Below are 18242 nucleotides of genomic sequence, written 5' to 3'. Positions count from 1 at the left end.
ACCTCTCCCCAACGGGGAGAGGGAGAGGAAAGAAGAGGTCGGGGAGAGGGAGCGGGGAAGGCAATGCGTCGAGGATGTCAGCCTATCGCGAAGGGCGGCTCCGGCGGATGGGGGCGAGCGAGGTGGGACGCTCGATGATGCGGTCGGCTGGCACGTCTTGGGGGGCGAGGGACGAGGGCGAGGAGCGGGGAGCGAGGGGCGAGCGAGGTGGGACGCTCGATGATGCGGTCGGCTGGCACGTCTTGGGGGGGCGAGGGACGAGGGCGAGGAGCGGGGAGCGAGGGGCGAGCGAGGTGGGACGCTTGATGATGTGGTCGGCCGGCGCGCCGGGGCGAGGGGGCTTGCTTCCCGATAGTGTCGGCCCTCGGCGACCCGCTTCGTGGGCGCCGCCCCCTCGTCGATGGTACCGTTCGGGCCGTTCAAGGCCGTCTGGGCCTGTGTGCCCTTGAAGCCGTGGATCCCCGGTGGCTCGCATCCTCGCGCGGGCACATATCTCCCGGCACATATCTCCGGGCATGCATGTCCCGGCACGTTTCTCCGGGCATGTCCCTCACGACGATAGGAGGCCGGGAATGTGCCTCTCACGATGAGACGTTTTCCGTCGGCCCGACGGCAGGGCCGGCGCGGCGCGGCCTCGGTCGCTGTCACGGCGCTTTCCTCCACTCCCGATTTATGAGTTGCCACCCGGCCGGCGAGGGGCTACCCCGCGCCTCGCCCGAGCCTCGTCCTTCAAGGCTCCCCGCTTTCGAGAAACCGAGCTTCGAGAGACCCATGCAGCGCACCGCCACCGGGCTTCCCTTCGACGATATCCGCAACCTCTTCCTTTCCCTTCCGGCGCCCGACGCCACGGCGGAGGCGGCGGCGCGGGCGCGGCAGGGGCAGCTGGTCAAGCCGCCGGGCGCGCTCGGACGGCTGGAGGACATCGCCGTGAAGATCGCCGGCTGGCAGGGGCGCGAGATCCCGCGCATCGACCGGCCGACCGTGGCGGTGTTCGCCGGCACCCATGGCGTCGCCAGGCGCGGCGTCTCGCCCTACCCGCCGGAAGTGACCAAGCAGATGGTCGCCACCTTCACCGCCGGCAAGGCGGCGGTGAACCAGATCTGCGGCGTGTTCGGCGCCGGGCTGCGCGTCTTCGACCTCGCGCTCGACATCCCCACCCGCGACATCGTCGAGGAGGACGCGCTGACCGAGGCCGAATGCGCCGCCACCATGGCCTTCGGCATGGAGGCGCTGGCCGGCGAGCCGGACCTGCTGTGCCTCGGCGAGATGGGCATCGGCAACACCACGGTGGCGGCCGCCATCTGCCACGGCCTTTATGGCGGCGTCGCCGCCGAATGGGTGGGGCCGGGCACCGGCGCCACCGGGGCGGTGCTGGCCGCCAAGATCGCCGCCGTGGAGCAGGCCGTGGCGCGCTGCCGGGGACATCTCGACGATCCGCTGGAAGTGCTGCGCCGCCTCGGCGGGCGCGAGCTCGCCGCCATGGCCGGCGCCATCCTCGCCGCCCGCATGCAGCGCGTGCCGGTGGTGCTCGACGGCTATGTGGCGACCGCCGCCGCGGCGGTGCTGCACGCGCTCGATCCCTCGGCGCTCGACCATTGCTTCGCCGGCCATGTCTCGGCCGAGCCGGCGCATGGCCGGGTGCTGGAGCGGCTGGGGCTGAAGCCTCTGCTCGACCTCGGCATGCGGCTCGGCGAAGGCTCCGGCGCGGCGCTGTCGATCGGGGTGATCAAGGCGGCCATCGCCTGCCATGGCGGCATGGCGACCTTCGCCGAGGCCGGCGTCGCGGACGCCTGAGGCGGATGCGCTCCCCCGGCGGCCGTTGGCGCGCCCCGCTTCGCCCGAGCGGCGGATTTTCACGGCGCCTGCCCGGCGGCGGCCGGGTGCCGCCCCGGCGCTGGCGCCGCTCGACCTGGGTGGCGGTGCTCATCGCGCTGGCGATGATCGGCCTCGCCTTGATCGCCGAGCGCTTCGTGCCGCCGCTGGACGGCGCGGTGCGGGTGGCGGATGGCGACAGTTTCGAGATCGGCGGCGAGCGGGTGCGGCTCGAGGGCATCGACGCGCCGGAACTGCACCAGAGCTGCGGCCCGCCGGAAGCGCCGTGGCCCTGCGGCGAGCGGGCGAAGCAGGCGATGCAGCGGGCGGTGGCGGACGCCGGCAAGGACGGCGTGAGCTGCCGGCCGGTCGATGGCGACCGCTATGGCCGCTCGGTGTCGATCTGCGAGGCGGGCGGGCGCGACCTCGGCGCGCGGATGGTCGAGGAGGGCTGGGCGGTGGCGACCTCCTTCGCCTATCGCGGCGGCGAGGCGGCGGCGCGGGCCGCCCGGCGCGGCATCTGGGCCGGGCCTTTCGAGATGCCGGCGGATTTTCGCGCCCGGCAGAGATGACAGGCGGCACCGCGGGACCCATCTAGGCGATCATGGATGCCTCGTCTTCTTCCCTCGATCGGGTGCTCGCCGACATCCGCGCCTGTCGCGCCTGCGTGGAGGCGCCGCGCGGCAGGCCGCTGCCGCACGCGCCGCGCCCGGTGCTGCATGTCGGCCCATCGGCGCGGCTGCTCATCGCCTCGCAGGCGCCGGGGACCAGGGTGCATGCTTCCGGGCGCTCCTTCGACGATGCCTCCGGCGACCGGCTGCGCGACTGGCTGGGGCTCGACCGGGCCGGCTTCTACGATGAAGCCCGCGTGGCCATCGCCGCCATGGGCTTCTGCTTTCCCGGCCAGGACGAAAAGGGCGGCGACCTGCCGCCGCGGAGGGAATGTGCCCTGCTGTGGCATGACCGGCTGTTCGCGGCGCGCGAGGCGTTCGAGCTGATCGTGGCGGTGGGCGCGAGCGCGCAGGCCTATCATCTCAGGCGGCTGGGGCTGGGGGAATTCGCCCGGCTGGGGCTCACCGAGCGGGTGACGCGCTGGCGGGAGATCTTCCATGCGCGGGAGACGGAGCGGATCCTGCCGCTGCCGCACCCCTCCTGGCGCAATACCGGCTGGCTGAGGCGCCACCCGTGGTTCGAGGCGGAATTGTTGCCGGTGCTGCGGGCGGAGGTGGCGAAGGCGGTGGGGTGAGCATAAGGCAGGGCGCTTCTGTTCCCTCTCTCTGAGGGGGAGAGGGGGTTCTAAGCTTCCCAGCCGCGTCCCACCTCACCGATCCGCTGCGCGGGCCACCTCTCCCCAATGGGGAGAGGGCAAGAAAGGCGCGCCTTTCGCTTCACCGCGATACCGCGACATGCCGGTTGAGCCGGCGCTCCAGCACGTTCCACACCCGGCGCACGATCTCCACCATGATGAGATACAGCGCCGCCGCCCACAGATAGACCTCCATGTCGTAGGAGCGCGAGAAGGCCAGCCGCGTGACACCCATCAGGTCGTACACCGTGACCACCGAGGCGATGGCGCTCGACTTGATCATCAGCACCACCTCGTTGCCGAGCGGGCGCAGGCCCACCGCATAGGCCTGCGGCAGGAGGATGGTGCGGTAGATCTGGTAGCGGGTGAGGCCGAGCGACTTGCCTCCCTCGCTCTGGCCCACCTGCAGGCTCTGCAGGCCGCCGCGCAGGATCTCCGCCTGATAGGCGGCGGTGTTGAGCGTGAAGGTGAACACCGCGCAGTTGAAGGCGTCGCGGAAGAACCACCACAGGCCGATATCGGTGAAGAACTCGCGGAACTGCCCGGCGCCGTAATAGACGAGGAAGGTCTGCGCCAGCAGCGGGGTGCCGCGGAAGAAATAGGAATAGCCGAAGGCGAGCCGCGACGAGATCTTCCCGCCCTCGACGCGGGCGATGGCCAGCGGCAAAGCGAGGAGGGCGCCGAAGACCATCGACAGGCCCACCAGCTCGATCGTGACCCACACGCCGGAGAGGAAGCGCAGGCCGTAGCGGTCCATCAGGTCGGCATTGAGGCCGATGAAGCCCATCAGCGCCAGGAAGCCCTGGCCGAGGGGGGCGAGGAGCGTGTCCAGCATCATTTCGCTCCCGCCCGCTTGAGGCCGCGGCTGGCGCGCGCCTCGGCGCGGGTCAGCACCAGGCTGGAGAGGATGGAGAAGGCGAGATAGATGAGGCAGGCCACCAGGTAGAAGAAGAAGGGCTGCTTGGTGACGCCCACCGCGATGGCGGTCTGCCGCATCAGGTCGTTGATGGCGATGACCGACACCAGCGAGGTGTCCTTCATCAGCACCATCCAGTTGTTGGACAGGCCGGGCAGGGCGACGCGCCACAGCTGCGGGAACACCACCAGCCGGAAGGCCTGCCATTTCGGCAGGCCGAGCGCGAAGGCCGCCTCCTTCTGCCCGCGCGGCACCGCCTTGAGCGCGGCGTAGAACACCTCGGAGGAGAAGGCGGCGAGCACCAGTCCGAGCGCCGCCACGCCGGCGAGAAACTGGTTCACCTCGACATTCGCCCCCGGCGAGAAATAGCCGGCGATGCGGGTGAGCAGCATCTGCCCGCCATAATAGACGATGAACAGCGTCAGCAGCTCGGGCAGGCCGCGAAACACCGTGGTGAAGATATTGGCCGCCGCCCGGGCCACCGGCGAGGGCGCGTCCTTGCCGAGCGCGACGAGGAGGCCGAGGGCGAGGCCGAAGGGCAGGGTGGTCAGAGCGAGCTCGATGGTGAGCAGCGCGCCGCGGGCGATCTCGTCGCCCCAGCCGCCCGGTCCGAAGGAAAGCAGGGTCAGGAATTCCATCCCGGGAACGGCGCTCCGCTTGCGGCCTGGGCGGCCCTGCCTGCCCGCCCGCGCGCCGGATTCGGCAGGGCGGCACGGGACCCGGGCAGGGGAAAGGTGGATGACGGCACGGATGCGAGGCCGGGGACCGGGTGCCGCGCCGGGCGCACCGGCCCGGAACGGCACCCGCCGGCGGTCAGTAGACGCTGAAGGGGAAGTACTTGGCGTTGATGGTCTTGTAGGTGCCGTCGGCGAGGATCTCGTCGATGGCCTTGTTGAACATCGCCACCAGCTCCGGGTCGTCCTTGCGGATGCCCACCCCGACGCCCTCGCCGAAATATTTCGGATCGGTGTATTCGGCGCCGGTGAACTTGCAGCAGGCGCCGTCCTTGGAGTTCAGCCACTCCAGCAGCACCACCTTGTCGGCGAGGACGGCGTCGAGGCGGCCATTGGCGAGATCGAGATTGGCCTCGTCCTGCTTGCCGTACAGCTTCACCTCGGCGCCGGCCTTGGCGTAGACGTCCTCGAGATAGTTGGAATGGATGGTCGAGCCCTGCGCGCCGAGCACCTTGCCCTTGAGCGCCGCCGGCGAGGTGTCGGTGAGGGGGGAATCCTTGCGCACCGCGAAGGTGGCGGGGGTCTTGTAGTACTTCTTCGAGAAGGCGATCTGCTGCTTGCGCTCCTCGGTGATCGACATGGAGGCGACGATGGCGTCGTACTTGCCCGCCTGCAGCGCCGGGATGATGCCGTCCCAATCCTGGGCGACGAAGGTGCACTCCACCTTCATCTTGGCGCACAGCGCCTTGCCGATGTCGATGTCGAAGCCCTTGAGCTCGTTGTTCTCGACATAGTTGAAGGGCGGATAGGCTCCCTCGGTACCGATGCGGACGGTTTTCCATTCCTTGGCGGAGGCGCCGCTCATCGCGGCCGCGACCATGACGGCGACCGCCGCGAAACGGGTGACGAGGCTCATGCTGTTCCCCTTTGGAAGAGTGCCCTAGGCCGGTGTTTTGTTGTTTCCGGCGCCGCGATGCTGGCATTTTTCCGGGGGCGCGCGCAACTGGGGGTGATGCATTGTTGGTCAATGGTCGAAGCTGGGCGGTAAACGTGCATATCCGCAAGGGCCGGGCCGCCATAAGCGCTCGTGATCGGCCGATGCCGCCGGGCGGGTTGACGCTGGCGGCGCGCTGGTGTCTCACCGTCTGAAGTGTTTCCAGGATAGCAGTCGGGAGTTTCGGCATGGCGGTGAGCGCGGATGAGGTGAAGGCGCGGCTGGCGCAGGTTTCCGCGCCGGACGGACGGCCGATCACCGAGACGGGGGTGCTCTCGGACATCCTGGTTTCCGACGGCAAGGTCTATCTGTCGATCACGGTGGACGCCGCGCAGGCGCAGGCCTGGGAGACGGTGCGCGCGGCGGTGGAGCGCACGGTGCGGGCGACGCCGGGCGTGACCTCGGCGCTGGTGGCGCTGACCGCCGAGCGCAAGGCCGGCTCGGGCCCGGCGCCGGCCGCCGGCACCTCGACGACGCCGGTGCGCGTCTCCGGGCAAGGCGGGCATTCCCAGGGCGGGCATTCCCATGCCGGCCATTCGCATGCCGGCCATTCCCATCCCCCGCAGCCGCCGGCCGACCCGCAGAAGGAGACGCGCGGCCTGCCGGGCGTCGGCGCCATCATCGCGGTGGCCTCCGGCAAGGGCGGGGTGGGCAAGTCGACGCTCGCCGCCAATCTGGCGCTCGGCCTCGTCTCGCTGGGGCTGAAGGTCGGCCTGCTCGACGCCGACATCTACGGCCCCTCGGTGCCGCGCCTGATGGGGCTGAAGGGCAAGCCGGACGTGCAGGGCCGCATGCTGGAGCCGATGAACTCCTGGGGCCTGAAGGTGATGTCGATCGGCTTCCTCGTCGAAGAGGAGACGCCGATGATCTGGCGCGGCCCGATGGTGATGTCGGCGATCAGCCAGATGCTGAAGGAAGTGAACTGGGCGCCGCTCGACGTGCTCGTCGTCGACATGCCGCCCGGCACCGGCGACGCGCAGCTGACCATGGCGCAGCAGGTGCCGCTGGCCGGCGCGGTGATCGTCTCCACCCCGCAGGACCTCGCCCTGATCGACGCGCGGCGCGGCATCGCCATGTTCCAGAAGGTGAACGTGCCGGTGCTCGGCGTGGTCGAGAACATGAGCTATTTCCTGTGCCCGCATTGCGGCACCCGCTCCGACGTGTTCGGCCATGGCGGGGCGCGGCACGAGGCGCAGCGGCTCGGCGTGCCGTTCCTCGGCGAAGTGCCGCTGCAGATGGCGATCCGCGAGACCTCCGATGCCGGCCGGCCGATCGTGGCGACGCAGCCCGACAGCCCGGAGGCGCGAATCTATCGCGACATCGCCGCCGCCGTGCGCGGCGCGCTGGCAGGGGGACGGGCCACGGCGCGGCCGGCGCCGCGCATCGTGGTGGAGAGCTGACGCGCGCCGGGAACGGCGCCGGGCGATTTCATCTTCTGATGGAAGATATGAAGCTATCTCGTTGAGGTAGCTTCAATCCGTCAGCCACGTCGTCACGCGCGGCCCGGCGGTTGCGGCGAGGTGGCGAGCAGGGCGCCGAGCTCGGCCGACGGCATCGCGCTGTCGAGAAAGCCGAAGCGGCCGACCTCCCGCATCTCCCTTGCCGCCCGCACGACGCTGCCATAGGCGAGCCGGGCGAGCGAGGAGCCGATGCTGATGCGCCGCACGCCCGCTTCCGCCAGATCGGCGACGGTGAAGCGCGCGGCGCCGATGCCGATGACGGCGTTGACCGGCCTCGACACCGCCGAGCAGACGGCGCGCACCGCCGCGAGGTCCGGCAGGCCGGGCGCGTAGAGCACGTCGGCGCCGGCGGCCTCATAGGCCTGAAGCCGGGCGATGGTGTCGTCGAGGTCCGGTCGTTCCCACAGGAAATTCTCCGCCCGCGCGGTGAGCACGAAATCGGTGCCCAGCGAAGCGCGGGCCTCGACGGCGGCGGCGATGCGCTCGACGGCCAGAGAGAGATCGTAGATCGGATCGGCCGGGCGGTTGGTGTGGTCCTCGATCGAGCCGCCGGCAAGGCCGGTGGCGGCGGCGAGGCGGATGGTCTCGGCCACCGTCTCCGGCGCATCGCCGAAGCCGTTCTCCAGATCCGCCGAGACCGGCAACGGCGTGGCGGCGACGATGAGCGCGCAATGGGCGAGCACGTCCTCGCGGCTCGTCTCGCCGTCCGCCACCCCATGCGCCAGCGCCATGCCGGCGCTGGTGGTGGCCAGCGCGGGAAAACCGAGCGCGGCCAGCAGGCGCGCGGTGCCGGCATCCCACGGATTGGGGAGGACGAAGGCGCCCGGCCCCTCGTGAAGGGCGCGGAAGGCGGCGGTCTTGTCGGGCATGGCACGCTCCGGGAACGGGGATGACCTTCGGGAAGATGCATCGGAACATATCAGGAACATGTCCGCTTTCCTACCCCCCGCCGGACCGGGCGGCACGCGCGGGAAAACCTCTTCGACAAAAGGCGAAAGCGAGGTGCCGTTGCGCTGGGGCAAGCCGTGGCGTACCAGTAGTGAAAACAAGCAATTCGAGTGCGGAGCCGCGCGCCAATGCGCCCACCGCACCGTGAGGAACCCCAGTAGGAGACACTGCATGAAGCGCCGTCAGTTTTTGGCCGCCGCCGGTTCCGGCGTCGCGGCGACCGCCGCACTCGCCGCCCCCGCCATCGCCCAGTCCGCGCCGGAGATCAAATGGCGCCTGGCGTCCAGCTTCCCGAAGTCGCTCGACACGATCTATGGCGGCGCGGAAGTCATGTCGAAGATGGTCTCGGAGCTGACCGACGGCAAGTTCCAGATCCAGGTCTTCGCCGCCGGCGAGATCGTCCCCGGCCTTCAGGTGCTCGACGCGGTGCAGAACAACACCGTCGAGATGTGCCACACCGTCTCCTACTACTTCGTCGGCAAGGACCCCACCTTCGCGATCGCCGCCTCGGTGCCGTTCGGCCTCAATGCCCGCCAGCAGAACGCCTGGCTGTTCCAGAACGGCGGCAACGAGCTCTTCAACGAATTCTACAAGAAATACAATGTCTACGGCCTGCCTTGCGGCAATACCGGCACCCAGATGGGCGGCTGGTTCTCCAAGGAGATCAAGACCGTCGCCGACATGAACGGCCTCAAGATGCGCATCGGCGGCATCGCCGGGCAGGTGATGGCCAAGCTCGGCGTGGTGCCGCAGCAGATCGCCGGCGGCGACATCTATCCGGCGCTGGAAAAGGGCACCATCGACGGCGCCGAGTGGGTCGGCCCCTATGACGACGAGAAGCTCGGCTTCTACAAGGTGGCGAAGTATTATTACTATCCCGGCTGGTGGGAAGGCGGCCCGACCATCCACGCCTTCGCCAACCTCGCCAAGTTCAACGAGCTGCCGAAAAACTACCAGGCGGCGCTGATCGCCGGCGCCACCTATGCCAACACCATCATGCAGGCACGCTACGACGTGCAGAACCCGCCGGCCATCAAGCGGCTGGTGGCGAACGGCACCCAGCTGCGCCCCTATCCGATGGAGGTCATGGAAGCCTGCCTGAAGGCCACCAACCAGCTCTGGGGCGAGATCTCCGCCAAGAACGCCGACTTCAAGAAGGCGATCGACACCATGCAGGCGTTCCGCAACGAGGAAAACCTGTGGTGGCAGGTGGCGGAGTACACCTTCGACAGCTTCCAGATCCGCACCCGCCCGCGCGGCTGACGGTGAGGCGATCCGACATGCCCGGGGTTCGCTCCGGGCATGTCGCGTTGCCGGCGGGCCGGTGACACGGCGATGCCGGCGGGACGGTCTCGGCGGGTGCGGGAAACGTCGGGCCGTGGAGACCGAACCTGTCGGCGTGCAAGCGCCTCGGGCGTGCATTCACAAGCTCTGATCCACAGCTCTGATCCACCGGCGGTCGATGCGAGCGGCATGGCGGCAAGGACGTTCCTGGTACGCTTGTCGATGCGCGTGGCGATCCGCCCGAGGCGCGCAAGCTTGCGGAAGGAGCGCTCGATCCGTTGTGTCGAGCTTCGGGCGCGGGCGCTCGCCCTGTCAACGTCCGACCTGGACCTCGCAATCCAGGGTGAACTGGCGCTTGATCGCTTCCGGCAGGGTGCCGGGGCCGTAGCTCTTCTTCGCCCGCGCCATGCATTGCTGGAACGGGGTGCCGGTCGGCCGGTGCCCGCCATGCATCGCCGCGCGCAGGGCGTGGATGCCGAAGGCGAGGGCGATGGTGGCGATCAGCGTGGCGAGGGTGCGGCCCACGGTGTCCTCCCTGTTCCCGCAGCCGGCGGGACCGCTTCCCCTATACACCGGCGCGGCGGACGGGGCACGCCGGAGCTGTTCGCCGGCCCGCGCGTCGCCTCTCGGGGCGATCCTCCGATGCCGCGGCGAGAGGTGGCCGGCCGCCATGGCCCGCGACACCGTGGGGGCATGCCGTCGTCGAGGTCTGCCCCCGGGGAGGGAGGCGTCGGTGCGGCGACAGGCGGACGGCTACGGTTGTCTCACCTCGGCGATTGCCCTCCGCCGCCCGCTGTTGCAAGACAGTCCCGACCGTCGTCCCTCCCTCGTGACGATGGTGACGCAGGAAAGGCCCGCTCATGAAACGCCGCGATCTCCTCACCGCCGCCGGTCTCGGCGCGCTGGCGCCCGCCGCCGCCCTCGCCACTCCCGCCCTCGCCCAGACCGCCCCGACCGTGCGCTGGCGCCTGACGGCGAGCGTGCCGAAGGTGCTTGACGCCATCTTCGGCGCCAATGAGCTGGTGGCGAAATATGTGAGCGAGGCCACCGACGGGCGCTTCACCATCCAGCCCTTCGCCGCCGGCGAGATCGTGCCCGGCCTGCAGGCGCTCGACGCGGTGCAGAACGGCACCGTCGAAGTGGCCCAGACGCCGCTCTATTACTACACCGGCAAGGATCCGACCTTCGCCTGCTTCACCACCATGCCGTTCGGGCTCAATGCCCGCCAGCAGAACGCCTGGTTCTACCATGGCGGCGGGCGCCAGCTGCAGGACGAGTTCCTCGCCAGCTACAACCTCGTCGGCTTCCTCGGTGGCAATACCGGCACCCAGATGGGCGGCTGGTTCCGCAAGGAGGTGAAGACGCTGGAGGACTTCAAGGGGCTGAAGTTCCGCATCGGCGGCATTGCCGGGCAGGTGGTGGCCAAGCTCGGCGTGGTGCCGCAGCAGATCGCCCCGGCCGACATCTATCCCTCGCTGGAGAAGGGCACCATCGACGCCTGCGAATGGGTGGGCCCCTATGACGACGAGAAGCTCGGCTTCGTGAAGGTGGCGCCCTATTACTACTATCCCGGCTGGTGGGATGGCGGGCCGACCATGAACGTGGTGGTCAACAAGGCCAAGTGGGACGCGCTGCCCAAGGCCTACCAGGCGATCTTCGAGGCGGCCACCGCCTATGCCAATGCCGACATGCTGGCGAAATACGACGCCTTCAACCCGGCGGCGCTGCGCCGGCTGGTGGCGCAGGGCGCGCAGTTGCGCCCGTTCCCGCCCGAGTTCCTCGACGCCTCCTACAAGGCGACGAACGAGCTCTATGCCGAGATCTCGGCCAAGAACGCCACCTTCAAGAAGGTGCTGGACGCGCTGATCGCCTTCCGCAACGACGAATATCTGTGGTGGCAGGTCGGCGAATATCCCTATGACGGCTATATGATCCGCGCCCGCCAGCGCGGCTGACCACCCCGCCCCAAGAGGGTGGCACGCAGGATTTTGCTCAAGGACAGACGACCATGACCCGTTCCATCGAACGCCGTGCCCTCCTGAAAGGCGCCGGCCTCGCCGGTGCCGCCACCGCGCTGGCCGCGCCGGCGCTCGCCCAGTCCGCGCCGAGCGTGCGCTGGCGCCTGACCACCAGCTATTCCAAGGCGTTGCCGACGCTGTTCGGCGCCAGCGAGCTTCTGGCCAAATATGTGAAGGAGGGCACCGACGGCGCCTTCCAGATCGACGTCTTCGCCCCCGGCGAGATCGTGCCCGGCCTGCAGGCCTTCGACGCGGTGCAGAACGGCACGGTCGAGCTCGCGCAGACCGCGCTCTACTACTACATCGGCAAGGACCCTGCCTTCGCGCCCTTCACCACCATGCCGTTCGGGCTGAATGCCCGCATGCAGACCGCCTGGATGTACCATGGCGGCGGGCAGCAGCTGCAGGACAAGTTCCTGGCGGGCTACGGCGTGGTCGGCTTCGTCGGCGGCAATACCGGCGCGCAGATGGGCGGCTGGTTCCGCAAGGAGATCAAGTCGCTCGACGACATTCGCGGGCTGAAGATGCGCCTGCCGGGCCTCGCTGGCCAGGTGATGGCCAAGCTGGGCCTGGTGCCGCAGAACATCGCCTCCGGCGACATCTATCCGGCGCTGGAGAAGGGCACCATCGACGCCGCCGAATTCGTCGGCCCCTATGACGACGAGAAGCTCGGCTTCGTGCGGGTGGCGCCCTATTACTACTATCCCGGCTGGTGGGAAGGCGGGCCGACCATCCACTTCATCGCCAACGACAAGGCGTGGCAGAAGCTGCCGGCCAGCTACCAGGCGGTGTTCAAGGCGGCGAGCGCCTATGCCAATGCCGACATGCTGGCGAAATACGACGCCGGCAACCCGGCAGCGCTGCGCCGGCTGGTGGCGCAGGGCGCGCAGCTGCGTGCCTTCCCCATCGAGGTGATGGACGCCGCCTACAAGACCAACACCGAGCTGATGACCGAGATCTCCGCCAAGAACGAGGCGTTCAAGGAGATCTACGGCTCCATGCTCGCCTTCCGCAACGAAGGCTATCTGTGGTGGCAGGTCGGCGAATATCCCTATGACGGCTACATGATCCGCGCCCGCCAGCGCGGCTGAGGCCCGCCGGGGCGCCGCGTCACGCGGCGTCCCGCCTCCTGCCGCTTCCGGGGAGGGCGCGCGTCAGGCGGCGCCGCTTTCCTTGGCGGCCGGCTTCACCAGCGCCAGCTTGCGATGATCGTGCATGGTGTAGAGGCCGGCGGCCATGATGAGCGCCATGCCGCCGATGGAGACGAGATCGGGCGTCTGGCCGAACACCACCGCGCTGAGCGTGACCGAGCAGGCCACGGTGGCGTAGCGGAACGGCGCGATGACCGCCGGATCGTTGCCACGGAAGGCGGCGATGGTCAGGATATGGCCGCTGATCAGCGTGATGCCGCCGCCCGCCAGATAGGCGAGGGTGAGGAGATCGAGCGGGCGCCACGCTTCCACCGTGGCGCCGGCGAAGCCCATGGCCATGCCCACCGCCGTGGTGGTGAGCGTGACCACCAGCGTCGGCACATGGGTGCCGATGCGGCCGGTGACGAAATCGCGCAAGGCGATGAGCAGCGCCGAGCCGAGCGGCATCAGCGCCACCATGTCGAAGGCGGTGGTGCCGGGCTTGACGATCAGCAGCACGCCGGAAAAGCCGACGCCGACCGCCAGCCATTGCCGGACGCCGATCCGCGAGCCGAAGAACAGCACTGCCCCGGCCATGGTGGCGAGCGGCGCCACCTGCACGATCGCCGCCGAATCACCCAGCGCCATGGTGGCGAGGGCGGTGATGAACAGCACCGCAGAGCAGGCTTCCAGCGCCCCGCGCAGCAGCACCCGCCGGTCGGCCGCGAAGCGGATGGCGGCGAGATCGCCCTTCCAGCCGAGCATCGCCACCAGCGCCAGCGCCGCCAGCAGCCCGCGCACCGCGATGATCTGCGAGGGCGGGATATGCGCGATCGCCAGCTTGGAGAAGGCGTCGTTGGCGGCGAAGACCGAGGAGCCGGCGATCATCAGCAGGATGCCGCGGCGGATGGCACTGGGACTGGACATGGAACCGGATGAGGGCAGCGAGCGGGCGCGGACGGCGGGAAGCAAGGCGAGGGCGGCGCCCGTCCGGCACCGCCTCCGCCGGAGGCAGGGTCAGCGATCCTCGCAGGCGACGGCGGCTTCCGGCAGGCTGCCGCCGCCATGGCCGGCCGGCGTGCTGTCCATCGTGCCGCCCGTCATGCCGCCCATGCGGGCGACCGGCGCGCCGCGCCGCTCGAGCGCGCGGGAATAGACGCACAGGCCGAGCGCGCCGAGCGCCAGCGCCGCCCCGACCCATGGCAGCGACGCATAGTCGAGGCCGAAGGTGAGCGCCGCGCCGCCGATCCAGGCACCGCCGGCATTGCCGAGGTTGAAGGCGCCCTGGTTCAGCGTCGAGGCGAGATTGGGCGCGCCGACGGCGGCATCCACCACCCGCACCTGGATCGGCGCCACCACGGCGAAGACCAGCACGCCCCAGATGAACACGTTCACCACCGCCGGCAGTTCATGGGCGCTGGTGAACACCAGCGCCACCAGCACCGCCGCGAGGCCGACGAAGATGCCCATCAGCGAGGGCATCAGCTTCCAGTCGGCGAGCTTGCCGCCGAGGATGTTGCCGATGGTGATGCCCACCCCGAACAGCAGCAGCACCACGGTGACGGCGTTCGGGGTGAGGCCGGTGACCTCGCGCAGCAGCGGCGCGATATAGGTGAACACGGTGAACAGGCTGGCCGAGGCCAGCACGCTCATCGCCATGGCGAGCAGCACCTGCGGGCGCTTCAGCACGCCGAATTCGCGCAGGATGTTGCCGCTGCTGTGCGGAATGGCGGAGGGCACCCAGAGGGCGATGGCGGCGACCGCCATGAGGCCGATGACCACCACCGCCCAGAAGGTGGAGCGCCAGCCGGCGAACTGGCCGAGCGCGGTGCCGAGCGGCACGCCCAGCACATTGGCGAGGGTGAGGCCGGCGAACATCAGGGCGATGGCGCTGGCGCGCTGGTTCGGCGGCACCAGGCTGGCGGCCACCACGGCGCCGATGCCGAAGAAGGCACCGTGGCAGAAGGCGGTGACCACGCGCGCCGCCATCAGCATCCAGTAATCCGGGGCGACGGCGCAGAGGAAGTTGCCGAGCACGAACATGCTGGCGAGGCCGATCAGCGTCGCCTTGCGCGGCAGCGCATTGGTGATGATGGCGACGATCGGCGCGCCGATCACCACGCCCATGGCATAGCCGGTGACGAGCAGCCCCGCCGCGGGAATGGTCACGCCGAGATCGGCGGCCACTTCCGGCAGCAGACCCATGATGACGAATTCGGTGGTGCCGATCCCGAAGGAGGCCATGGCCAGGGCCAACAGCGGCAGCTGCATGGTGGACTCGCGCGATGCAATGAAGTGATTCCCGGCCGCTTCCCTAGCAGTCCGGGTCCGTCCCAAAAATGCACATGCTGTTGCAATGCAGCAAGGTAGGCTCACGCGCGGCTGCCATGCAGCTTTCGCGCGGGCGATTAACCGAAGATAAATCGGGACGGATCAGCCGCCGGTCACGCTCATGTGACGGCGCAGCGCCGGCGCCTGGCCGGGGCGGTCGATGACGAAGTCGTGCCCCTTGGGCTTGCGGAAGATGGCGTCGTCGAGCGCGGCGTGAAGCTTCTCGTCGCTCTCCGAGGAGCGCAGCGGCGCGCGCAGGTCGGCGGCGTCTTCCTGGCCGAGGCACATATAGAGCGTGCCGGTGCAGGTGACGCGCACCCGGTTGCAGCCCTCGCAGAAATTATGCGTCAGCGGGGTGATGAAGCCGAGGCGGCCACCGGTCTCGGCGATCGAGACATAGCGGGCCGGGCCACCGGTGCGATAGGCGATGTCGGAGAGCGTCCATTGCTGCTCCAGGCGCGCCCGCACCGTGGAGAGCGGCAGATACTGGTCGAGTCGCTCGGCGCCGGTGTCGCCCAGCGGCATCACCTCGATCAGCGACACGTCCATGCCGCGGCCATGCGCCCATTCGATCAGCGCGGGGATCTCGTCCTCATTGTCGCCGCGCAGGGCGACGGCGTTGAGCTTCACCTTGATGCCGGCTTCCTGCGCGGCGTCGATGCCGGCGAGCACCTTGTTGAGGTCGCCCCAGCGGGTCAGCGCCCGGAACTTCGCCGGGTCGAGCGTGTCGAGCGAGACGTTGATGCGCTTCACCCCGCATGCGGCGAGCTCGGACGCGAAACGCGCGAGCTGCGAACCGTTGGTGGTGAGGGTGAGTTCTTCCAGCGCGCCGGAATCGAGATGGCGGGACAGCGAGCGGAACAGCGTCATCACGTCCCGCCGCACCAGAGGCTCGCCGCCGGTGAGGCGCAGCTTCTTCACGCCGCGCACGACGAAGGCGGAGCACAGGCGGTCCAGCTCCTCCAGCGTCAGCAGCTCCGGCTTCGGCAGGAAGGTCATGTGCTCGGCCATGCAGTACACGCAGCGGAAGTCGCAGCGGTCAGTGACCGAGACGCGCAGATAGGAGACGGCCCGGCCGAAGGTGTCGACCAGCGGCGCGCGCGGGGGCTCCCGCAGGGCGAGGTCGATGCGCTGTTCGCTGGGATGGGCCAAGGCGTCTGCTCCCGAGTGCTTGCCGGGGCTCCCCGAAGGAAACCCGACACATTATCTAGGGGCTCCATCCTGCCATGCCAAGGCGTCCGCCTCTATCGCTTGATCGCTGATATCACTCGATTTTGCTGCATCGCACGTTTCCGGCGCCCCGCCGGTCCGGGGTTGGCGCCGCCCGCGCGCTCGCTTATGTGAAGGCGACACGAGAGAGGAAGCCGACCGTGACCGACGCTTCGCCAACCGCCGCCACACCCTGGCCGACCGAATTGAGGGTCCACAAGGACCACCGCACGCTGACCGTCAGCTTCGACGACGGGACCAGCTTCGCGCTGCCGGCGGAATATCTGCGGGTCGAGAGCCCGTCCGCCGAGGTTCAAGGCCATTCGCCGGCCGACCGCAAGCTGGTCGACGGCAAGCGCGAGGTGCGCATCCAGGAGGTGCTGCCGGTCGGTCACTATGCCGTGCGCATCCTCTTCGACGACGGCCATTCCACCGGCATCTACAGCTGGGAGACGCTGACGACGCTCGGCCGCGAGCAGGACGAGCGCTGGAAGGCCTATCTGCAGCAGCTGGCCGCCAAGAACCTGTCGCGCGACGCCCCGGGCGCGCAGCGCCGGCACTAGGGCAGGCGCCGGGAGGGCTGGGCTGGCTCCTTCGAGGCCCGGCTGGCGCCGGGCACCTCAGGATGAGGCAGGATGAGGGGGCGGGAAGCACTGTCCTCTTCGATGCTTCTCTTCCTCTTCTCCATCGGGAGAGGTGCCCCGCGAGCGGGAAACATCGAGAGACGTGGGGCCCCTCAGGCCATCCCTTTCCTTCGACATCGGACGTATCCGGTGTCGATCCTGCCGAAGGCCGAACCCGGTAGTGGCCGAGTTCGGCGGAGCAGGACGTCAGTTCTGCACCACCACGCGGGTGCCGACATTCACGCGCTCGTAGAGGTCGACCACGTCGTCATTGGTCATGCGGAAGCAGCCGGACGATACCGCCTGGCCGATGGTCTCCGGCTCGTTGGAGCCGTGGATGCGGTACAGGCTGGAGCCGAGATACATGGCGCGGGCGCCGAGCGGGTTGTCGATGCCGCCCGGCATATAGGCGGGCAGGCCCTTGACGCGCTTGCGCATCTGCGGCGGCGGCGTCCAGCCGGGCCATTCGGCCTTGCGGGTGATCGTCTTGTTGCCCGACCAGCGGAAGCCGTCGCGGCCGACGCCGATGCCGTATTTCAGCGCCGTGCCGTTCGACTGCACCAGATAGAGCCGGCGCTCGCCGGTATTGATGATGATGGTGCCGGGCGCGTAGGAACCGGCATAGGAGACGGTCTGGCGAGCGATCGGCGAGCCGCCGCGATAGCCGGACTTGGGACCGACCCCGAAATCGTAAGGTCGCGGGAAAATGCCGAGGAACGGGTTGTCCAAGGCCATGGCGGGCGCCGCCGCCAGCAGGGCCGAACCGGCCAGCAACGCCGCGGCGGCTAATTTCTTCAGTCCCATCGTCTGCCTCATCACTGCTCCACCAGACGGACGCCGTGGCGCCCGCCGTCCCGGCATCGTCATGCGGCGACGCCGGAACTTTGGCAGGATTATGCCGCGCAATCGCAAACGCGAGGTTGACGACCGCGTGACGGGACGGCCGCGGCGCGTCAGATGGTGAAGCCGCGCTTCTTCATCTCGGCGCGCACCCGGCTCTCCACCTCCTGCGCGAACTTGGCGCTCCAGGCCTGGATGCCCTTCAGCCCCTCGTCGAGCAGCTCCTGGCGCTGCTCCACCAGCTTGCGGCCGGTGGGCGAGCGGTAGAAGGCCAGCAGCTCGTTGAGCTCGGCCTCGGAGAACTGCGTCGCATAGGTGCGCGCGAGGATGGCGGTGATCTCCGACTTGCGGGCCTCGAATTCCGGCACCAGCGACTTCGCCACGTCGCGCAGGTCGCGGATCAGGTCGGGATTGGCCTGCACGAAGCTGCCGGCCGCCTGCTCGATGATGGTCGGGATGAGGGAATCGAAGGTCGACGCCTCGCCATTGGCGACCAGGAGCTCGTTGGCGAGCTTCATGCGCTCCGGGCTCGGCTGGGCCGCGGCCGCCGGCGCGGCGGTCTGGGCGAGCGCCGGAGCGGCGGCGAGGGCGCCGAGCGCCAGCGCCGCGGCGGCGATCATCGCGCGCGGTGCGGCGAGCCGGCCCCGGCCGACGGCGCCACGCCCAGAAAACGGAACGTTCATTCGAATCTCCCTGA

The 18242-nt window shown here is 69.3% G+C and carries 18 protein-coding genes; 8 read left to right on the top strand and 10 right to left on the bottom strand.

Annotated features, from left to right (window positions below; translation table 11 throughout):
- Window positions 1-771 precede the first annotated feature (771 nt).
- From cobT to KHC19_RS07760, 3 genes are all read left to right on the top strand, one after another.
- Entirely contained in the window at window positions 772-1794 is a 1023-nt protein-coding gene (gene cobT / locus KHC19_RS07770) for a nicotinate-nucleotide--dimethylbenzimidazole phosphoribosyltransferase (RefSeq protein WP_213351802.1), read from the top strand.
- A gap of 86 nt (window positions 1795-1880) precedes the next feature.
- On the top strand, window positions 1881-2384 hold the full coding sequence (locus KHC19_RS07765) for a thermonuclease family protein (RefSeq protein ID WP_343207672.1): 504 nt from the start codon (window positions 1881-1883) through the stop codon (window positions 2382-2384).
- Window positions 2385-2416: 32 nt separating this feature from the next.
- On the top strand, window positions 2417-3058 hold the full coding sequence (locus KHC19_RS07760) for a uracil-DNA glycosylase family protein (protein WP_213351801.1): 642 nt from the start codon (window positions 2417-2419) through the stop codon (window positions 3056-3058).
- A 142-nt stretch (window positions 3059-3200) separates the two neighbouring features.
- Here the strand turns inward: KHC19_RS07760 and KHC19_RS07755 are convergent, their stop codons facing one another.
- From KHC19_RS07755 to KHC19_RS07745, 3 genes are all read right to left on the bottom strand, one after another.
- Window positions 3201-3953 carry an ABC transporter permease gene (locus KHC19_RS07755; RefSeq protein ID WP_213351800.1) on the bottom strand — a complete coding sequence of 251 codons (753 nt, stop codon included), beginning with the start codon at window positions 3951-3953 and terminating at the stop codon, window positions 3201-3203.
- Window positions 3953-4672: an ABC transporter permease gene (locus KHC19_RS07750; protein WP_213351799.1), complete on the bottom strand. Its 720-nt coding sequence runs from the start codon at window positions 4670-4672 to the stop codon at window positions 3953-3955. The genes KHC19_RS07755 and KHC19_RS07750 overlap by 1 nt, the downstream gene beginning before the upstream one ends.
- Window positions 4673-4847: 175 nt before the next feature.
- Complete coding sequence (locus KHC19_RS07745) at window positions 4848-5624, bottom strand: ABC transporter substrate-binding protein (RefSeq protein WP_213351798.1); 777 nt, start codon at window positions 5622-5624, stop codon at window positions 4848-4850.
- Between the two features lie 266 nt (window positions 5625-5890).
- Between KHC19_RS07745 and KHC19_RS07740 the strand changes: the two genes are divergently transcribed.
- Window positions 5891-7102 (top strand): Mrp/NBP35 family ATP-binding protein, encoded by a 1212-nt coding sequence (locus KHC19_RS07740; RefSeq protein WP_213351797.1) that lies wholly within the window; start codon window positions 5891-5893, stop codon window positions 7100-7102.
- Between the two features lie 92 nt (window positions 7103-7194).
- Here KHC19_RS07740 and KHC19_RS07735 read toward each other — a convergent pair whose 3' ends face one another.
- Window positions 7195-8031 carry an isocitrate lyase/PEP mutase family protein gene (locus tag KHC19_RS07735; protein WP_213351796.1) on the bottom strand — a complete coding sequence of 279 codons (837 nt, stop codon included), beginning with the start codon at window positions 8029-8031 and terminating at the stop codon, window positions 7195-7197.
- Between the two features lie 250 nt (window positions 8032-8281).
- Here KHC19_RS07735 and KHC19_RS07730 point away from each other — a divergent pair, with 250 nt between their 5' ends.
- The gene (locus KHC19_RS07730; protein ID WP_213351795.1) at window positions 8282-9373 is read left to right on the top strand and encodes a TRAP transporter substrate-binding protein; all 1092 of its coding nucleotides are present in this window, start codon (window positions 8282-8284) and stop codon (window positions 9371-9373) included.
- Between the two features lie 333 nt (window positions 9374-9706).
- Here KHC19_RS07730 and KHC19_RS07725 read toward each other — a convergent pair whose 3' ends face one another.
- Window positions 9707-9919, bottom strand: a complete 213-nt coding sequence (locus tag KHC19_RS07725) for a hypothetical protein (RefSeq protein WP_213351794.1) — start codon at window positions 9917-9919, stop codon at window positions 9707-9709.
- 335 nt (window positions 9920-10254) lie between these two features.
- On the opposite strand from KHC19_RS07725, the gene KHC19_RS07720 reads away from it, so the two are divergent.
- Window positions 10255-11349 (top strand): TRAP transporter substrate-binding protein, encoded by a 1095-nt coding sequence (locus KHC19_RS07720; RefSeq protein ID WP_213351793.1) that lies wholly within the window; start codon window positions 10255-10257, stop codon window positions 11347-11349.
- A gap of 65 nt (window positions 11350-11414) precedes the next feature.
- Window positions 11415-12503: a TRAP transporter substrate-binding protein gene (locus KHC19_RS07715; RefSeq protein WP_213351805.1), complete on the top strand. Its 1089-nt coding sequence runs from the start codon at window positions 11415-11417 to the stop codon at window positions 12501-12503.
- A 63-nt stretch (window positions 12504-12566) separates the two neighbouring features.
- Here KHC19_RS07715 and KHC19_RS07710 read toward each other — a convergent pair whose 3' ends face one another.
- The 3 genes from KHC19_RS07710 to moaA form a co-directional block, all read right to left on the bottom strand.
- On the bottom strand, window positions 12567-13469 hold the full coding sequence (locus KHC19_RS07710; protein WP_213351792.1) for a DMT family transporter: 903 nt from the start codon (window positions 13467-13469) through the stop codon (window positions 12567-12569).
- Between the two features lie 90 nt (window positions 13470-13559).
- Window positions 13560-14813, bottom strand: a complete 1254-nt coding sequence (locus tag KHC19_RS07705; RefSeq protein ID WP_213351791.1) for an MFS transporter — start codon at window positions 14811-14813, stop codon at window positions 13560-13562.
- 162 nt (window positions 14814-14975) lie between these two features.
- A complete protein-coding gene (gene moaA / locus KHC19_RS07700; protein ID WP_246548458.1) occupies window positions 14976-16025 on the bottom strand; it encodes a GTP 3',8-cyclase MoaA in 1050 nt (349 codons plus the stop codon).
- 218 nt (window positions 16026-16243) lie between these two features.
- On the opposite strand from moaA, the gene KHC19_RS07695 reads away from it, so the two are divergent.
- Window positions 16244-16645 (top strand): gamma-butyrobetaine hydroxylase family protein, encoded by a 402-nt coding sequence (locus KHC19_RS07695; protein WP_213351790.1) that lies wholly within the window; start codon window positions 16244-16246, stop codon window positions 16643-16645.
- A 267-nt stretch (window positions 16646-16912) separates the two neighbouring features.
- Here KHC19_RS07695 and KHC19_RS07690 read toward each other — a convergent pair whose 3' ends face one another.
- Together KHC19_RS07690 and KHC19_RS07685 are read right to left on the bottom strand one after the other, a co-directional pair.
- Entirely contained in the window at window positions 16913-17521 is a 609-nt protein-coding gene (locus tag KHC19_RS07690; RefSeq protein WP_213351789.1) for a L,D-transpeptidase, read from the bottom strand.
- A gap of 137 nt (window positions 17522-17658) precedes the next feature.
- Complete coding sequence (locus KHC19_RS07685; protein ID WP_213351788.1) at window positions 17659-18228, bottom strand: DUF2059 domain-containing protein; 570 nt, start codon at window positions 18226-18228, stop codon at window positions 17659-17661.
- Window positions 18229-18242 lie beyond the last annotated feature (14 nt).

Source organism: Ancylobacter oerskovii (assembly GCF_018390555.1).
Classification (GTDB): domain Bacteria; phylum Pseudomonadota; class Alphaproteobacteria; order Rhizobiales; family Xanthobacteraceae; genus Ancylobacter; species Ancylobacter oerskovii.
The sequence above is the reverse complement of the archived record's forward strand: the minus strand, read 5'-3'. Positions and strand labels throughout refer to the sequence as shown.

Coding starts and splice junctions, on each gene's coding strand:
- cobT (WP_213351802.1), top strand. CDS start 772: ATGCAGCGCACCGCCACCGGGCTTCCCTTCGACGATATCCGCAACCTC.
- KHC19_RS07760 (WP_213351801.1), top strand. CDS start 2,417: ATGGATGCCTCGTCTTCTTCCCTCGATCGGGTGCTCGCCGACATCCGC.
- KHC19_RS07755 (WP_213351800.1), bottom strand. CDS start 3,953: ATGCTGGACACGCTCCTCGCCCCCCTCGGCCAGGGCTTCCTGGCGCTG.
- KHC19_RS07750 (WP_213351799.1), bottom strand. CDS start 4,672: ATGGAATTCCTGACCCTGCTTTCCTTCGGACCGGGCGGCTGGGGCGAC.
- KHC19_RS07745 (WP_213351798.1), bottom strand. CDS start 5,624: ATGAGCCTCGTCACCCGTTTCGCGGCGGTCGCCGTCATGGTCGCGGCC.
- KHC19_RS07740 (WP_213351797.1), top strand. CDS start 5,891: ATGGCGGTGAGCGCGGATGAGGTGAAGGCGCGGCTGGCGCAGGTTTCC.
- KHC19_RS07735 (WP_213351796.1), bottom strand. CDS start 8,031: ATGCCCGACAAGACCGCCGCCTTCCGCGCCCTTCACGAGGGGCCGGGC.
- KHC19_RS07730 (WP_213351795.1), top strand. CDS start 8,282: ATGAAGCGCCGTCAGTTTTTGGCCGCCGCCGGTTCCGGCGTCGCGGCG.
- KHC19_RS07720 (WP_213351793.1), top strand. CDS start 10,255: ATGAAACGCCGCGATCTCCTCACCGCCGCCGGTCTCGGCGCGCTGGCG.
- KHC19_RS07710 (WP_213351792.1), bottom strand. CDS start 13,469: ATGTCCAGTCCCAGTGCCATCCGCCGCGGCATCCTGCTGATGATCGCC.
- KHC19_RS07705 (WP_213351791.1), bottom strand. CDS start 14,813: ATGCAGCTGCCGCTGTTGGCCCTGGCCATGGCCTCCTTCGGGATCGGC.
- KHC19_RS07690 (WP_213351789.1), bottom strand. CDS start 17,521: ATGAGGCAGACGATGGGACTGAAGAAATTAGCCGCCGCGGCGTTGCTG.
- KHC19_RS07685 (WP_213351788.1), bottom strand. CDS start 18,228: ATGAACGTTCCGTTTTCTGGGCGTGGCGCCGTCGGCCGGGGCCGGCTC.